Origin of the sequence: Selenomonas sp. ND2010 (genome assembly GCF_000702005.1) — a bacterium.
Lineage (GTDB): Bacteria > Bacillota > Negativicutes > Selenomonadales > Selenomonadaceae > Selenomonas_A.
Genome location: NZ_KL370847.1, coordinates 48,421 through 64,044 on the forward strand (window position 1 = coordinate 48,421; position 15,624 = coordinate 64,044).

General features: G+C 49.1%; 8 protein-coding genes. All 8 read left to right on the plus strand.

Features of this window, described 5'->3' with window-relative positions; translation table 11 throughout:
- Positions 1-25: 25 nt before the first annotated feature.
- The 8 genes from T504_RS0112310 to flgL all read left to right on the plus strand — a co-directional run bounded on the left by T504_RS0112310 (position 26) and on the right by flgL (position 15,611).
- Complete coding sequence (locus tag T504_RS0112310) at positions 26-8,635, plus strand: filamentous hemagglutinin N-terminal domain-containing protein (RefSeq protein ID WP_033171342.1); 8,610 nt, start codon at positions 26-28, stop codon at positions 8,633-8,635.
- 29 nt (positions 8,636-8,664) lie between these two features.
- Positions 8,665-10,350, plus strand: a complete 1,686-nt coding sequence (locus T504_RS0112315) for a ShlB/FhaC/HecB family hemolysin secretion/activation protein (RefSeq protein WP_033171343.1) — start codon at positions 8,665-8,667, stop codon at positions 10,348-10,350.
- Positions 10,351-10,481: 131 nt separating this feature from the next.
- Positions 10,482-10,895, plus strand: coding sequence for a flagellar protein (locus T504_RS0112320; RefSeq protein WP_051635370.1), 414 nt, complete (start codon positions 10,482-10,484; stop codon positions 10,893-10,895).
- Between the two features lie 187 nt (positions 10,896-11,082).
- Positions 11,083-11,361 carry a flagellar biosynthesis anti-sigma factor FlgM gene (gene flgM, locus T504_RS0112325; RefSeq protein WP_033171344.1) on the plus strand — a complete coding sequence of 93 codons (279 nt, stop codon included), beginning with the start codon at positions 11,083-11,085 and terminating at the stop codon, positions 11,359-11,361.
- Positions 11,362-11,394: 33 nt separating this feature from the next.
- Positions 11,395-11,880, plus strand: a complete 486-nt coding sequence (locus tag T504_RS0112330) for a flagellar protein FlgN (protein WP_033171345.1) — start codon at positions 11,395-11,397, stop codon at positions 11,878-11,880.
- A gap of 32 nt (positions 11,881-11,912) precedes the next feature.
- On the plus strand, positions 11,913-12,383 hold the full coding sequence (gene flgN / locus T504_RS0112335) for a flagellar export chaperone FlgN (protein ID WP_197018719.1): 471 nt from the start codon (positions 11,913-11,915) through the stop codon (positions 12,381-12,383).
- 58 nt (positions 12,384-12,441) lie between these two features.
- Positions 12,442-14,250, plus strand: a complete 1,809-nt coding sequence (gene flgK, locus T504_RS0112340) for a flagellar hook-associated protein FlgK (protein ID WP_033171347.1) — start codon at positions 12,442-12,444, stop codon at positions 14,248-14,250.
- A 26-nt stretch (positions 14,251-14,276) separates the two neighbouring features.
- Positions 14,277-15,611 carry a flagellar hook-associated protein FlgL gene (gene flgL / locus T504_RS0112345; RefSeq protein ID WP_033171348.1) on the plus strand — a complete coding sequence of 445 codons (1,335 nt, stop codon included), beginning with the start codon at positions 14,277-14,279 and terminating at the stop codon, positions 15,609-15,611.
- Positions 15,612-15,624 lie beyond the last annotated feature (13 nt).

Genomic DNA, 15,624 nt, shown 5'->3' on the forward strand with positions numbered 1-15,624 from the left:
ATTCCGACGGAATGGAGTGTCTGAGATGGGGCAGAAGAAACGAACGGAACAACTCGTACTTAATATAGGAATTGCACTTACTGCCGGTATGTTTAGCATCGTACCGGTGGCTTATGGTGCACCAGTCAGCGATGGGGTAAAAACGGCTGGTGTTGCGATTGATCAGGTGGCAGCTGCTACAGCTGGTGCTGTCGATACAAATATCACCAGTACGGCGCCGAATAATGTCATCGGTTGGAAGGATTTCTCGGTAGCCAAGGGCGAAAGTGTAAATTTTAACGATGCCCATAACTATCTAAATATCGTTTCGGGCCAGAATACCTCCCAGATTGATGGTGCCATCAATGCGAAGGGGGGCAATATCTATCTGGTCAACCCCAATGGTGTTATTTTCGGTAAGGGCAGCAGCGTTGATGTTGGTGCCGGTTCGTTTAATGTCTCTACCCGTTATCTCGATTCCGCTGCCGCAAAGGAAAATGTAGCAGCGGGTAAGGCGATTTCTACGGTTATCCAGGATGCTTCTTCGACGGTAGCCTCGGATATTGTCAATATGGGCTCGATTGCAGCCAATTCGGTCGTATTGGAAGGCAACAATATCCGTTTCATGAATTCGGGTACGGCAGATAATACAGTCAATGTCACGAATGATGATATTTCGTTTCAATCCAGCGCTAACGGCTATGTTCATATTGGTAATTCCACGGGAACTGGTGTAAGCGGTTATAAGGTAAATGGTACCAATAACGACAGCTTAACGGCTGCGGAAAAGAAGAATACGTACTATCAGTTGATTGATTCTATGTCTGGAATCACCAATGCAGGCGGCAATTATATGCTGTCGAAGGATATTACATCCGCTAATGGCTATTCGGGGACTTTTACCGGCAAGTTTGATGGTATGGGATTTACCATCGATGGCTTTACTTCTACTACTGGTGGTGGATTGTTCCGAGCAACATCTGGAGCACAGATTGAAAATTTAGGTGTTACGAATGTTAATATAACGGATTCGGATGATAAATGGGCTGGCGGCGTTGTTGGAGCAGCTGGTTCTGGAACAGTTCTTCGCAATGTTTATAGTACTGGAACGATAACAAGTGATGGAAAAAATGGTGGCTTAGTCGGTACAGCTACGGGAGTTACTATCGAGAATTCGTATAGCTCTGCTAAGATAACGGGAGATTATGGTGCTGGATTCATTGGTTATGTTTCCGCTGGGGCTAATTCAGTTACGAATAGTTATTTTGATGGCAGTGCAGAATACGGGTTTATTGCTAAATCTGGCGATAAAACATCTACGAATCAATTATCGGCGACTGTAAGCAATAGTTATGCAATTTCGAATAATGGCCCTTATCCGCAGGCGGGGGTAATAAAAATTGATCATTCGCTGGTAAAGGACACCAGTCATGGTAAAATACAAAAATTTACAACGGCTGGGGCAAGTCCAGCGGAGGTCACTTATAGCGATTCCATTATGAATCGTCAAGCATATTACAGCGATTTGGGCTGGGATATCAGCAATACTGGCGGTGTGAAGGTCGATGGCAATGGCGCGGTAACCCGTCCAACCTGGCGTATTTATGAAGGACAGGACACGCCAATCCTTACCTCGATGACCAAGGGAATCAAGACGGTTTCGTATAACTATGGCTATTTCAAGGCCGATGGTTCGCTCGATAAGAAGGCCTCCGTCCGCAATGCCGTATCGGGGGCGTCTGGTATTGGTTCAAACGGCAGTACCGATATGCCAGCGTATGATGAGACGAGCCAGCCGACAGGGCTCGTTTATAACGGCGAGACACTGAAAATCGTTGATAAGGATAATAATGCCCTGACGGCAACGACTGCTAATGATGCTTCGTCGTTTATCAAGACTACGGGAAAATCGACAGTCGATGCCAGCGATATCAAGTATAATACCTCAGGTCAAAAAAATTCGACCTATGAGGCTTCTTCGGGTACGCAAAATACGCTGGCCATGGTCTGGTCCAACCAGCAGGGCTATGACCTCGTAGGTGGCAATATCAGCATTGCTCCGCGTACGGTCAAGGCTATCACGGATTATAGTAATACGCCAATCACGAAGCAATATGATGGCAAGTCCGATGCCCGCGAAGCACTCAAGAATCTGTTCAGTGGCAACAGCACGACGACGTCAGGCATTCTCGACGTGGATAAAGATGCGGTTACCGTAGACTTTTCCGGTTCTGCTTCGTTTGTTGATAGCAATGGCAATGCCGATGCTTCGGTGGGCAAGGGCAAAGATATCAAGTTCGGTTCGGATAGCTCGATCGACTTGAAGTTCGCCGATAATTCGGTCGGAATTGCAGCTAGGAATAACTACATCCTCAATACAGCGGGAATGGATTTTTCTTCTGGTACGACACTTACCGGGGTAGGTACTATCACCCAGAAGGATTTGGTTATTGGTTTTAACAGCAGCTTTTACTCGGGTGGTACCGCAATCAACAAGACTTATGATGGTACCACTGCGGCTGCAGCAGCTACGGACAATACCTTTACGCTTACGGGGATCATTATCCCGGAAGGGTCAACCAATAAGGATAAGGTCAGTATCGATATCACTTCCGCAGAGGCTAACTATATCGATGGCACGGGAACGGCAACGAAAAATGCTGGTAGCCATTCGGTACGCTATAGCGGCTTAAAGCTTACGGGCGATAATGCGAAAAATTACCGTTTGGTCGATGCCAATGGCGATGTGCTCTACAGTGAGGCCTATAATGGCGTCGGCGCTGATGTCAATAAGGCGACTGGCGGCTATCTGGATGGTACGGGAACCATTGCCAAGAAGAATATATCGCTGGGCGGTTTTTCCGTTAATGGTGCGGCCCAAGGGGCAGAGAAAACGTATGATAATACGGAGTTCTATGATGGAGCACTGGGGCAGAATGTCTATTCCGATGAAGTCATTCATAATGCGGACAAAACGGTATGGGATGATTTGACCTTCACGGTAACGAAGGATACCAATGGTCATTCGGGCTATTTCACCGAGCAGGAAGGCAGCACTACGCATGTCACCGATGCAGGCACCGGTTATGGCGTAGGCTATCATGTCACCATTGGCGGCAGTGATGCCGATAATTATACGATTAACGGTGCGGCTATTACGAATGGTTCGACAGCGGAGGTAACTGGTTCCGGCGGTACCATCAAGAAGCGTGTGATTACGCTGGCGCTGGGGGATACGACCACCGATATCGATAAAACTTATGATGGGAATAAGTGGGTCAAGGTAACCCATAACAACCAGCTGACGAGTGATATCGCTCTGTCGGATGGGCTGGTTAAGTATGCCGATGGCAGCAATCAGCTTATCGCTACCGATGGAACGAAGCTTTCGATAAAAGGCGAATATGATTCGGAAAATGTTGCCAAGTCGAATACCTATGGCATTGGTGCTGACCAAGGCATCAAGTATACCGTAAGTGTAGTAGATGGCACGATTTCGGGCAAAGCCTCGAACTATGTGTTTAAGACGCAGGGGGGCGAGGCCACGCAGACCATTACGGGAGCAACGGGCGCCATCAATCCGGTTCATATCAAGAACATCCAGTTTAATAATGTCTCGAAGACGTATGATGACTCGGAGATGGTAAAGGGCGAACAGACTTCGGATGTTATTTCGGTAGCGGACATCACCGACGGTACCAATTCGGTGCTGGTAAGTGGGGATACCCTGGGGAACATCGTTGATACGACGCGCATCATGGGGACCTATGGTTCAGGCAATACGGATGCGACATTTGCCAAGAATGCTCACGTTCAGCGCGACAACAGTAATGCGGTTATCGCTGGTACGGTAAAATATACGGGCAAAGATGCAAATGGTGCGGCGGTGAGCCTCAAAAACAGCATTATTTCGGATAACTATGTGCTCGATGAGGACAGCGATTACGGCATAGGCACTATCAATCCGCTGACCATCAACAGTATGAATGAACTGACGCTGAAGCATGGGACGATTACCAAGGCCTATGACGGAAGTGCTTCGGTTGCCTATAAGGATGCGCAGGGTGTAAATCACACGGCGGACGAATTCGTCGGTGATCTTTATGCGACGGTTGGCAATACGAATGTCAATCTTTCGTATACGGTTGGCGACGCGAACTATGGCGATGCGAATGGTGCCGATGCGAATGTTGCCCGTGATAGCAGTGGCAATGTGATAAAGAAAGATGTGACGTATAAGCTCAAGGTCACGGAAAATGGCGACTATGCCATCGCAGCAGGACTCAAAGACAGTAATGGTTATGTCACCAAGGTGTTCCAGACAGCCAACAATGATGGCGGCATCATCACACCGCGCAAATTGAAGGCGCAGGCGGCTGCTAGTGGCTTTACCAAGACTTATGATGCGACCAATGTCGTTTATGATGGGACGACGCCGCTTTCGGGAAATGGCGTTGTCACTTTTGTTGGCTATGATAATGCGGCCGACGGTTTGCTTACCCAAGATCAAAGTGTCAATAATAGTTCGGCAGTCTATGATAATGTTGATGCTGGCACGGGTAAGGCGATTAACTATACGGCCAAAATCGGCACGGGTAGTGATGCCATTGCCAATAACTACGATATTTACGTATCCAATGATAATAAAAACTGGACAAAGGGCACTTCGTTTACGGCGAATAATGGTGTCATCAATAAGGCTGGCTTGCAGGTGACATTCGATGATGTCAACAAGAAATATGATGGCAATGCCTATCTTAAGGATACCTATAACAATGATGCCTCGCTGATATCGCCTAATTATCATGGTGGGATCAAGAGCCGGAGCGGTACTGCCGATGATGTCCATGTGTCGTTTGCGTCGCAGGAGGATTCGGTATTTGACAGTGCAGATGTTGCCCGCGATGCGAATGGCCAGGTGACCTCGCAAAATGTCACGTATAAATTCACGCTGGAAGGTGCACAGGCAGGGAACTATTTCATTGCCGATGCCAATGGCAATGAAGTCACGACGAAAGAAGGAGAAAAAACGGTCCTCAATGGTCGTGGCACGATTAGCCCCAAAAACCTTACCGATGCGGATGTTACGTTGAATTTTGATGCGGTCAATAAAGTGTACGATACGAATTCGAGTATTTCGTACAATCATTCGGCCGCTGACTATGGCGATCAGGCAGGTTCACAGGATGCAGCAGACTATATCAACCAATTCGTCATTGGTGGCGTCGTTCTGAAAAACGGGCAGACGGATACCAAGGGGGAGAATTACAGTGCTGCCGGTATCTATCTGAATTCGGCGGGAACAGAGACCAGCGGTGTTGATGCCAACAAGGCGAAATTTACGATTACGCTGACGGATAAGGCACTGTCGAACTTTGATTTGAGCTCGGTTTCGTTCTTTGATGCTACCGCTAAGACGCTGACGAAGACTACGGATGCGGGTACCGCTTCTATCACGCCGAAGAATGTCACGGTGTCGTTCCACGACCCTGAGGTTACGAAGGTGTATAACGGCAAGAAGGATGTGGTGGCAGGCTCTACCCAGGCTAACCCCGATGGGACGGCTTTGGCTATTGGCACGAATATCCTTAATGTTTCGGGAATTATCAGTGGCGATAAAGCCGAGCTCGACCGTGATAACGTCAACGCTCGCTATGCGGATAAGAATGTCGCCTATGACAGTGCTGGCAAAGTAACATCCAAGGATGTTTATTACGATGCGGTGCTGAAGGGCGATAATGCTGCGAACTACAAACTGGTTTATGGTACGAAAGGGTCAACGCTGGTAAGTGGCAAACCGTCTCTTACGATTACAGGCAAAGGCACGATTACGCCCAAAGAGATTTCGGCTGACTTTAACTACGATGGCAATGTCGCTGCGTCTGACTACAACAACAAGGCTGGCGATAAGACTGCCAACAAGGCTTATGATGCCAAAGATACGGTCAACTCGCTGTCGAGCAAGAATATTGTCGGAGTCAATGGCGAGGTTATCAAGCTAAGCGACAATAACATCACCGGAACTTACGGCAAATGGACGGCCGATGCCAGCGGTGCTCAGACGGGCATCGGTGCAGGCGGTCAGACCGAAAAGGGCAGCTTTACGGCCAATGGGGACGTAAACTGGCTGGGTACGGGCAGTACTGAGGATGAAAAGACTGGCTACAAGGCAGTTAAGTACACGGGACTCCAGCAGGCACTCGAAAATGCCACGGATGCGAATAACGCGTCGGGCTTCTTGGGCAAGAATTACACCATTGCCGATACGGTTTATTTCACCGAGGCTGCCAAGAAGGGCAAGATTCGCCAGCTGGCACTTACGGCAAATGATGTCAAAACCAAATGGACGACGCCGATTACTAAGGAATACGATGGAACGGATGCGGTTCTGGATGCTAAGGACCATCTTTCCCTCTATACCGATGTAACCGGGGATAACATCGACATCAAATACGATTTGAAGTCCGCCGTCTATGATAACAATCAGGTCAATGTGGTTTCTGGTCATGGGGTAACTTATACGCTTAATGATTTGGAGCCGCAGGAGTTCAAGAACTTCAAGATGGATGCAGCGATGCTGACGTCGTTCCAGAATAAGACCTATACGAATACTGGCAGTATCACGCCGCGCGTGCTCAAAATCAGGACGGATAACCTCAGTGGTTATACGAAAACTTATGATGGTAACACGGCGGTCAAAGACGCAAACGGTCAGGTAATTAATAGCTTTGGTTATACCTTCGAGGATGGTCACGATATCTTGGCGAAAGATAATACGGTCAATCTCACGGTGACGGGAGCTTATGAGAATGAAAATGCCAATGTAGATCCGGACAGCACGGCAAAATCTGGCAAACAGATTAACTATAGGCTGGAACTTACGGGCAATACGGCCGGCAACTACACGCTCGATAGTAGCAATACCACCAAGGGGTTGGCGACGGAGAAGGATGCCAATACTTATAAGGGGGATGGTGCGATCAAGAAACGCGTGGTCTATGCGGACTTTGCCGATGGCTATGGCACAGGAATTGATAAGGAATATGATGGCGATGCGGCGGCTGATGCCGATAAGAAACAGCGCAATCACATCAATCTGCTGGATGGTACGGATGAAAATACGGGTGTCATCCAGGCAGAAAAGAATGCCATTACGCTGTTGGCAGATTCCATCAGTGCGGCCTATGCTGGCAAAGATGTAGCTCGCGATTCGCAGGGCAAGGTCACGACGCAGGAGGTTTATTTCAGCAATTTCCAGCTTGCTGGTGCGACGAAGGACAACTATGTGGTCAAGGCCAAAGGTGGCTCGGATACGCTTACGGGAAGCGGCACGATAACGCCGCGTACGGTAAATGTATCGGTCAAAGAAGGGCCAGTCAAGGAATACGACCGCGACACTTCGCTGGCGGATAAATACCTCGACGCTGCGAATATCACTGTCGATACCACCAATGTTATCGGTGGCGATACGGTGGGCGTGTTCGTCAAGTCTGGGAACTATACGGATTGGAACGCTGGTGCGGATAAGGATTACACCTATCAGCTCGGTTGGACCAATGGCAACTATGAATTGGCAGATACTGCAGCCAGTGAGAGCCTGACGACCGATGGGATGACGGCAGCGCTCACGGGGCACAATGGTACGATTGAAAAACGCCTGCTCACGATTACCGATGTCACACGGGCCGACAAGGAATACGATGGCACCGATGGCGTGGAAAACGCTGCGGGCAATATCGTTCTCGATGACCGCATTATTGCGGGGGACAATATCGGCCTTACGGTTTCTGGCAGCTATGACAATGAAAATGCTGCCGCTGGCGAAGATACCGATGCTTTGCTTGACCATAATGTTTCGTATACACTTCATTTGGACAATGACAACTATCAGCTGGATAAGACGTCGGCAGACGGTAAGGGAACGATTCGCCGCAAGGGGCTCGATATCGTTGCTGAGCCGCAGAAGATCAATGTCGGCGAAGCGATTCCAACGTTCACGGGCAGCGTGACGGGGCTGGTAGCCAAGGACAGCGGCCTAGCGGATGCATTCACATTTGCGGCGAAGGATGAGACGGAACTTACTAACGAAAATCCGGGCCAATATGGTGTGTATGGCTGGTATAAGGGGAAATCGGCAGGGAATCTGGGACAGAACTACACGTTCAGCCAGAATCCGGCCAATGAAGAAGCCTTTACCGTCGTCATGGTAGATCCAGGCCGTGAATATCACGATACGGTCAACCCGAAATCGCAGTTCCGTCCAGACCAGACGGCTTATCAACAGTCTTCAATGGATGATGTCAGTACCTTCAATGAAATCGCCAAAGCAGCCCTCGAATACCGTGATACCAAAGGCACGGTTTTGGGAATCACGACGATAAATAGTGGGGATGTCCATGATAGTGAGGCGAGTGGCAATGTTTCGGAAGGTCTTGATGGCGATTTGAAGGGAATTGGAGCCATGGACAGCAAGGAACGGCTCGCTAAAATCGGCATTACGGGCAGTGATGTCGTCAATATGGAAAGCGTAGATGCTGGCAGTGTAGCCCATGTTCAGGTAGATGGCCAGGGCGAGATTGTAAATCTGGAGATTGTTCCGCTTTCCGGCGAAACGGCAAATCACGACGCCGATGCGGAAATTCAGAACGCCGTATGACAGTAAGGGAGAAAGAAGGATGCAGTAAGATGAAGAAACAGTGGAAGAAACAACTCACAGCAAGTGTGACAGCCGTTTCACTTCTCGGTGCGCTTAGCGGCAGTGCTATGGCAGCGTCTTCTTTGTCAAAACCGGGAGAAGATGTCAAGCGGCAGATGCCCACGCCAGCGGCCGAAGTCCAGGATAAGACGCAGGGACAGTCACAGGTACAGCCTGAGGTGGAATTCACGATTGGAAATTTCACCCTTGACGCTCATGAACTCTATCTGGATAAGGCCGAGCTTACGCGCATCCTTCAAAATGGCATGGGTAAGAACCGCACGATGAGTCAGCTCAATGTGACGCTGAATTCTATCACGCGGTATTGCCGCCAGCATGGCTATCCGGCTGCCGCTGCCTATGTGCCGGCGCAGGAGAGCAGTGATGGCATGATTATTATCAAGGTGATTCCGGGCCGTTATGGTGAAGTAAAGATCGACAACCAGACCCGCATGAAAGATAAAGTGGCCAAGGGGTTCGTAAATGGGCTCAAATCTGGCGATATCATTCGGACGAAGAATCTGGAGTCGGCACTTTACTCCCTGTCGGATATCAGCGGTACGCGGGCAGTCGGTGTACTGAGCCCTGGCAAAGAGTTTGGTACCAGCGATTTGACCGTTCGCATTGAAAAGGGCAAGGGGTCCAATACGATTCTCTATGTGGAAAACTACGGCAGCCAGAATTCCGGCCGTTACCGTTATGGTTTGCAGCACAACGTCTACGATGTTGGTGGTACCGGCGGCAAGGCCAGTGTCGGTACGATGATTTCCAATGCCGATATGCATAACTATTATGCCAACTATGAGGCACTTATCGGTCATGGTGGCACGATGCTGGGCTTTGGTTACAGCCGCATGGATTACAAAGTCGGTGGCAGCCTGCGGAGTCTCGGTGCCAATGGTGTGGCCAATACCTATAGTGTATTTGGCAGCCGGCCACTCTACCATTTCACGCGCAGTGGTTTGACGGCAACTTATGGTTATGATTACCGCAAGCTGAAGGATGACCTGGATATGTTCAACGACAGCAAGCGGAAGCATTCGCATAGTGTCCATGCCGGCGTCAATGGCTTTGAACGCCGTGATGGCTTTACAGCTAACTATAGCGCTACGGTTACGACGGGAACACTGGGATTCGATAGTGCCGATGCCCGTCGTACGCTGGCCGACAGCCACTCCGAAGGACGCTTTACCAAGGGGGAGGCCAATGTGACGGCAGTACAGCGAATCGGTCACCGCGCTGATGTGATGGTCAAGGCAAACGGTCAGATTGCCAGCCGCAATCTCGACGGTTCTGAGGAGATGTATCTCGGCGGTGCCAATGGCGTGCGTGCCTATCCGCAGGGCGAAGGTTCTGGGGATGAGGGCGTAATGGGTACGATGGAGACGCGCTTCTATACCGATATTCCGGGACTCGTGTTCAGTACCTACATCGATGGCGGTCATGTCTGGTTCAACAACGATAGATCCCCAGACCGCCAGGGAAGTGCTGGTTCGCTGGGACAGTGGTCCAGCGGAGAAACTCTCTGGGGCTGGGGCCTGGGACTGTCCTATACGAAGGCCAACGATTGGTTTACGCGGCTAGACTATGCCCGTCGTATCGGTGACGATCCAAATCTTTCCCAAGCTGCGCAGGCCAAGGGGCGTACATGGTTTATGCTGGGAAAAATTTGGTAAAATACGAAACAAGAAAAAAGAAATTATTCGGCAGGGAGGAAATTTGTCCTTCCTGCCGAATTTATTTATATATACGAAATGTAGTTATGATTGCGATAGAATAGCGAGATGCTTGAATAGGAGTGGAAGATATGGCAGGGAAAAACAAAAATTGTCCGATGTGCGGCAAATTGTTTGCGGATACGGGGCATCGCGTTTGCATGGATTGTTATGATAAAATCCTTGAGAAAGAGGCAGAAGTGGTGAACTATGTTCGCGATAATCCGGGCTCGAAGATTCCGGAAATCGTTGAGGCTACTGGTGCGCCTGAGGGGATGATCAAGAAGATGATTCGTGAAGGCCGCTTTGAACAGATCGGTGTAAAGATGAGCTATCCGTGCGAGAAGTGCGGCAACCCGATTATCACGGGCAAAATCTGTCAGAGTTGTCAGGAGGAACTCCATAAGGAACTCCAGAAAAAAGCGTCGGCGATTACTGCCGCCAAACAGGCAGCAAAACCAACCGGTCATGGACATGGCATGTATTCGAAAAACAACCTTGGTTGATTGTTTAACATGAAATAAGGCGAAAAACAGAGAAAAATAAAGAAAATTTAATATAAACGCTTATAATAGCTAAAAAGCAGGAGTTAAGTCTCCTGCTTTTTTTTACGATACTTTAACCAGAAGACATAAAAAGAATCCTTATGGGGTCTTATAAAGTCATAGTTTTTAAAATGGGTGGTGAAAGGATATGCTTATCAACAACAATATTCAGGCAGTGACTGGCGCTTATAATGTAAGTTCAACGGGCGGTGCAAGACGCAGCGGCGCCGCAGAACGCGCACATAAAGCGGATGAGGTGGTATTCTCCAGTGAAGCCCAGACGTTCAGCAACATGCTGCAGAAGCTTCGTGGAATGGACGAGAGCCGTGCGGAAAAGGTGGAAACGCTTCGTCAGCACATTGCTGATGGTACTTATGAAGTGGATAGCAAGAGCATTGCGGATCGCTTGCTGGACACGCGTTTCTGATGAAAAATCTATTCCTGAGAACGGAGGCAGCCTATGTGGCAAGAATTTGCAGCAATACTTAATGATTTGAACAAAGTTTATCTGCAGCTCATCGAGCTCGGGACAAAGAAGAAAAAAGCACTGGTCACAATTGACATGAAGACCCTTGAAGGACTCGTTAAAGAAGAAGATGCCTTAACGAAGGAAATTAAGGAGTTGGAACAGAGGCGCCAGAAGGTGTTGATTCACATGGCCGTGGAAGATCGTTCCATCAAGCAGGATACCAAGATGGAAGATTTGGTGCGAATGGCACCAACGCCGCAGCTGCAGCAGATTCTGGTTCAACTCCATAGTTCGCTGTCAAAAAATACAGCGGAGGCAAAAGAGTTAAGCGAAGGCAACAGTCTGCTTATTCGTGGAGCCATGCAGGCTGTTGCCTATCATTTGAACCGGATTGGCGGCGCTACCGTCGAACCGACCTATGGTCAAAGTGGTGGAGAAGTGGTCAGCCATCGGAAAAATTATGAATTCGATGCCTAAGGGCATATCGATAAAATAAGGGTGGGAAGATGATGAATGAAGTCATTAAATTGTTGCGTACGCAGCTCATGCTCTCGACAGAATGTCTGGAAAAGCTCCAGGCGATAAAAACAGCGCTGAAGGAAAACAGTGCTGGCAAGGGGGTAACCGAAGCTGTTCAAGCGATTGAACCCACCTTAACGAAAATTGGTCAGCTTGAGAAAATCACTCGCGAATTTCTTGAGAAGACGGGGAAAAAGAGAATGACTGCTTATGCAGCCAGCATGCCGGACTCTGTGGAAAGAGATGCGGTTATGCGGCTCTTATCAAGAATCCAGGGATTGGATGAACGCCTGCAGAGGGAACTGGCATCGACGCAGGCACTCCTGAAACGAAGTAAGGAGTTTGTGGATTTTCACATCAATGTGATGACCCAGACCGCGGCTAACGATACTTATGCGCCTCCAGGGGCACCGGAAGTAGAGAATCGCCGTGGAATTAAAATGTTTGATGCAAATGTTTGATTCCCTTTGCGGAATGAGAGAAGATGATAGGGAAATGAAGAAAGAAAAGGTGAGATAAATGCGTTCAACATTTTCTGGTTTGAATACGATGGTTCGCGGCGTATTTGCCAATCAGCTGTCGCTCGATACAGTCGGCCATAATATCACAAATGCTTCAACAGAAGGATATTCTCGTCAGAAAGTAAATCTCGCAGCAACGAGAGGTCAGGGAGTATCCTCTCTTTATGGAAATGTCATAGTCGGTACGGGTGTTGATTCGATGTCAATCGAACGTGCCCGCAATATTTATGCGGATAAGCAGTTCTGGCAGGAGACTTCGACGCAGGAATATTACAAGACCACGCAGGTCAACTATGAAAAGATTGAGGCGGTATTTGACGACTCGGACAAGACCGGTATCTTAAATGCTATGGATGAATTTTACGCGGCATGGCAGAATCTGTCGAAGGATGCTTCGACTGCCAGCACGCGTGTGGCGGTAATCGAGAAGGGCAATACCCTTGCCGATAGAATCAAGACGGCTGGTCAGCAGCTGCAGTCCCAGATTAATTCCCAGTATGATGATATGCGCGTGACGGTCAATAAGGTCAACGAGACGACGGCTAAGATCGTTCAGCTCAACAAGAACATCATGCAGCAGGAAGCAATCGGCGCTTCGGCCAACGATCTGCGCGATCAGCGCGATTTGCTGGTCGATGAACTTTCGCAGTATATGAACCTTAATGTCTATGAAGATGAGAAGGGCATGTACTCGGTAGTATCCAATGGTATCACAATGGTCGGCGGTGTCGAACGGCTGACGCTTGAGATGTCTGATCCTATCAATAATGGTGATTATGGCATCAACGACTATGTCATCAACATCAAGGAATCCGGCATTACCTTCCTGCCACAGAATGGCAGTCTCAAGGCACAGCAGGATACCATTGCTGAGGATAAAGAGTATATCGATAAGCTGGCGGATATGGCAGGCTTTTTGCTCACGACGTTCAACAACATGCACCAGCAGGGATCGGGGATCAATGGCTCCGATAGTTCGCTGGGGACGTTTACTACCCAGCCGGATGGTACGGTAACTGGTACGAATGGCGAATATAAGGGCCCGCTCTACGGCTTGAACTTCTATGGTGATGATAATACGGTATACGAATGGGATGCGGACAATCATCAGATGAAGGCTACGACGATGACTGCTGGCACCGTTACGCGATCCATCAGTTATACGGAAACGACCAACAGTGATGGTACGAAAACCAGAACGCCGAAGGTTAACATTGACGGAACGGTCAAATCGACCGATACGGTTCGCGGCATTAATATCATTACGGCGCTGACCGTTAATGGACAGCTCTCCAAGACTGGCGGTCAGGACAGCGTAGCCGCTCGTATCTTCTCGGTAGAGCAGGATACGGATGCCAACGGAAAGCTTTTGGATGGAACGTATAAGATTGTCACGAATGGTTCCAAAGATGGTACGAATGCGGTTAATCTCAGTGCACTTATGAATATGAGTGGTTCTGAGGCTCAGAAATACAATACGGCTAAGGTGTTTTTAAACGGCAGCACGGAGGCGGTTTCGACATCGGCGCGTGCTACTGAGGCGGATTCGCTCAACGCTTATTACAATGCGGCGATGTCTAAACTGGGCAGCGATGCCGAGTCGTTAAAGGCCAAAGAGAGTTCGCAGGAAGACCTGATTACCCAGATCGTCAATTGGCGCTCTTCGACAGCTGGTGTCGACTGGAATGAGGAACTCACGAATATGATTACCTTCCAGAAAGGCTATAGTGCCTGCTCCCGCTGCCTGACGACTATGGATGAGATGCTTGACCGTCTTATCAATAGCACGGGTACTGTCGGCAGATAATCTTTGAACTAACGAGGTGAAATAAAATGTCTATTCGCGTAAGCAGTAATCAGATGGTCTATGGTTATCAGAAACAGCTCAATGATGCCAATACCCGTCAGACGAAACTCTTGGAACAGGGCGACGGCAGTAAACTGCATCGTCCCTCGGATAACTCGGTGGATTATTCGAAATATCTCCGCTATACGGTGTCGGAAAGCGAAAATTCGCAGTACCAGAATAATGTCAGTTCGGCACTTTCCTGGATGAAAACTTCCGATGCGGCGCTGGTCAATATGACGAGTATCCAGACGACCTTCAAGGAGAAGACGGTCGCAGCCGCTAACAGCACGAATAACGCGAGCGATATGGCCGCTATTGCCAAGGAAATGATGGCCGAAATTCAGGAGCTCGTTTCGCTCGGCAATACGATGCAGGGCGACAGCTATGTATTTGGTGGTCAGAAGGATTTGACCAAGCCGTTTATCATGTCGACGGAAGAAGTCGACCGCGGCCTGGCGAAGACGCTCGACGAGAATCAGGCAGCATTTTTCAGCGGCAATGGGGCTGTTGATGACTCGGGCAGCATGAAACAGATGCTGACGCTCACGGGCAGTGACGGCAATACCTACTACCTCAATACGAAAAATGGCAAGGTGTTCAGCCAGGATTTCGTGGAAAATGGCTATAAAGATAAAATGGCCAGCGAGTCGCGGAAAGAGGTCAACGATGGAGATGAAGTTGGCACGCTGTCTGGTTGGGGCGGCAGTACGGATGTCGCAAAGTATTTTGCCAATACGGGAAAAATAACGGCAGATGGTGAGTCGTTTAGTGCTGCGATAGGCGTAAATGGTACCAGTGTTACCCTGAAATTTGCTACCGTCAAGCAGCAGATCGTTACCTATCATGGCGATGACAAGGGCGTTTCCATGGTCAAGAAAAATGGTACGACGGAGCCGGTAGCCGATACGGTAAATGTTACGGGGCCGGAAATCTTTGGGACGGATATTTTTGACGACCCGGCTTCAGGCAATAAGGCATCGGGAGCAGCCATGCTTAACCAGATGCTGACGGTCCGGACTAAGGTCGAAAATGCTGACCATGACTGGCTGTCCAAAGATGGACAGACAGTAGCTGATGCCGCGCATTCGACGACGGTCAACACCGAGACGAAACTCGGTGCCCGCCAGCAGCTCTATCAGTCGGTTCAGACTATGCTGGAAAATCAGAATGAGATCATCACGAACGATATTACCAATGTCAGCTCGACGGATGTTGCAAAACTGGCAGTGCAGCTCATGCAGGAGCAGACAATCTACAATATGAGTTTGTCCCTCGGCGGCAGAATTTTGCCACAGTCGTTGGCGGATTACTTGCGATAAGGATAGCTTAACG

Coding starts and splice junctions, on each gene's coding strand:
- T504_RS0112315 (WP_033171343.1), top strand. CDS start 8,665: ATGAAGAAACAGTGGAAGAAACAACTCACAGCAAGTGTGACAGCCGTT.
- T504_RS0112310 (WP_033171342.1), top strand. CDS start 26: ATGGGGCAGAAGAAACGAACGGAACAACTCGTACTTAATATAGGAATT.
- flgL (WP_033171348.1), top strand. CDS start 14,277: ATGTCTATTCGCGTAAGCAGTAATCAGATGGTCTATGGTTATCAGAAA.
- flgN (WP_197018719.1), top strand. CDS start 11,913: ATGAATGAAGTCATTAAATTGTTGCGTACGCAGCTCATGCTCTCGACA.
- T504_RS0112320 (WP_051635370.1), top strand. CDS start 10,482: ATGGCAGGGAAAAACAAAAATTGTCCGATGTGCGGCAAATTGTTTGCG.
- flgM (WP_033171344.1), top strand. CDS start 11,083: ATGCTTATCAACAACAATATTCAGGCAGTGACTGGCGCTTATAATGTA.
- flgK (WP_033171347.1), top strand. CDS start 12,442: ATGCGTTCAACATTTTCTGGTTTGAATACGATGGTTCGCGGCGTATTT.
- T504_RS0112330 (WP_033171345.1), top strand. CDS start 11,395: ATGTGGCAAGAATTTGCAGCAATACTTAATGATTTGAACAAAGTTTAT.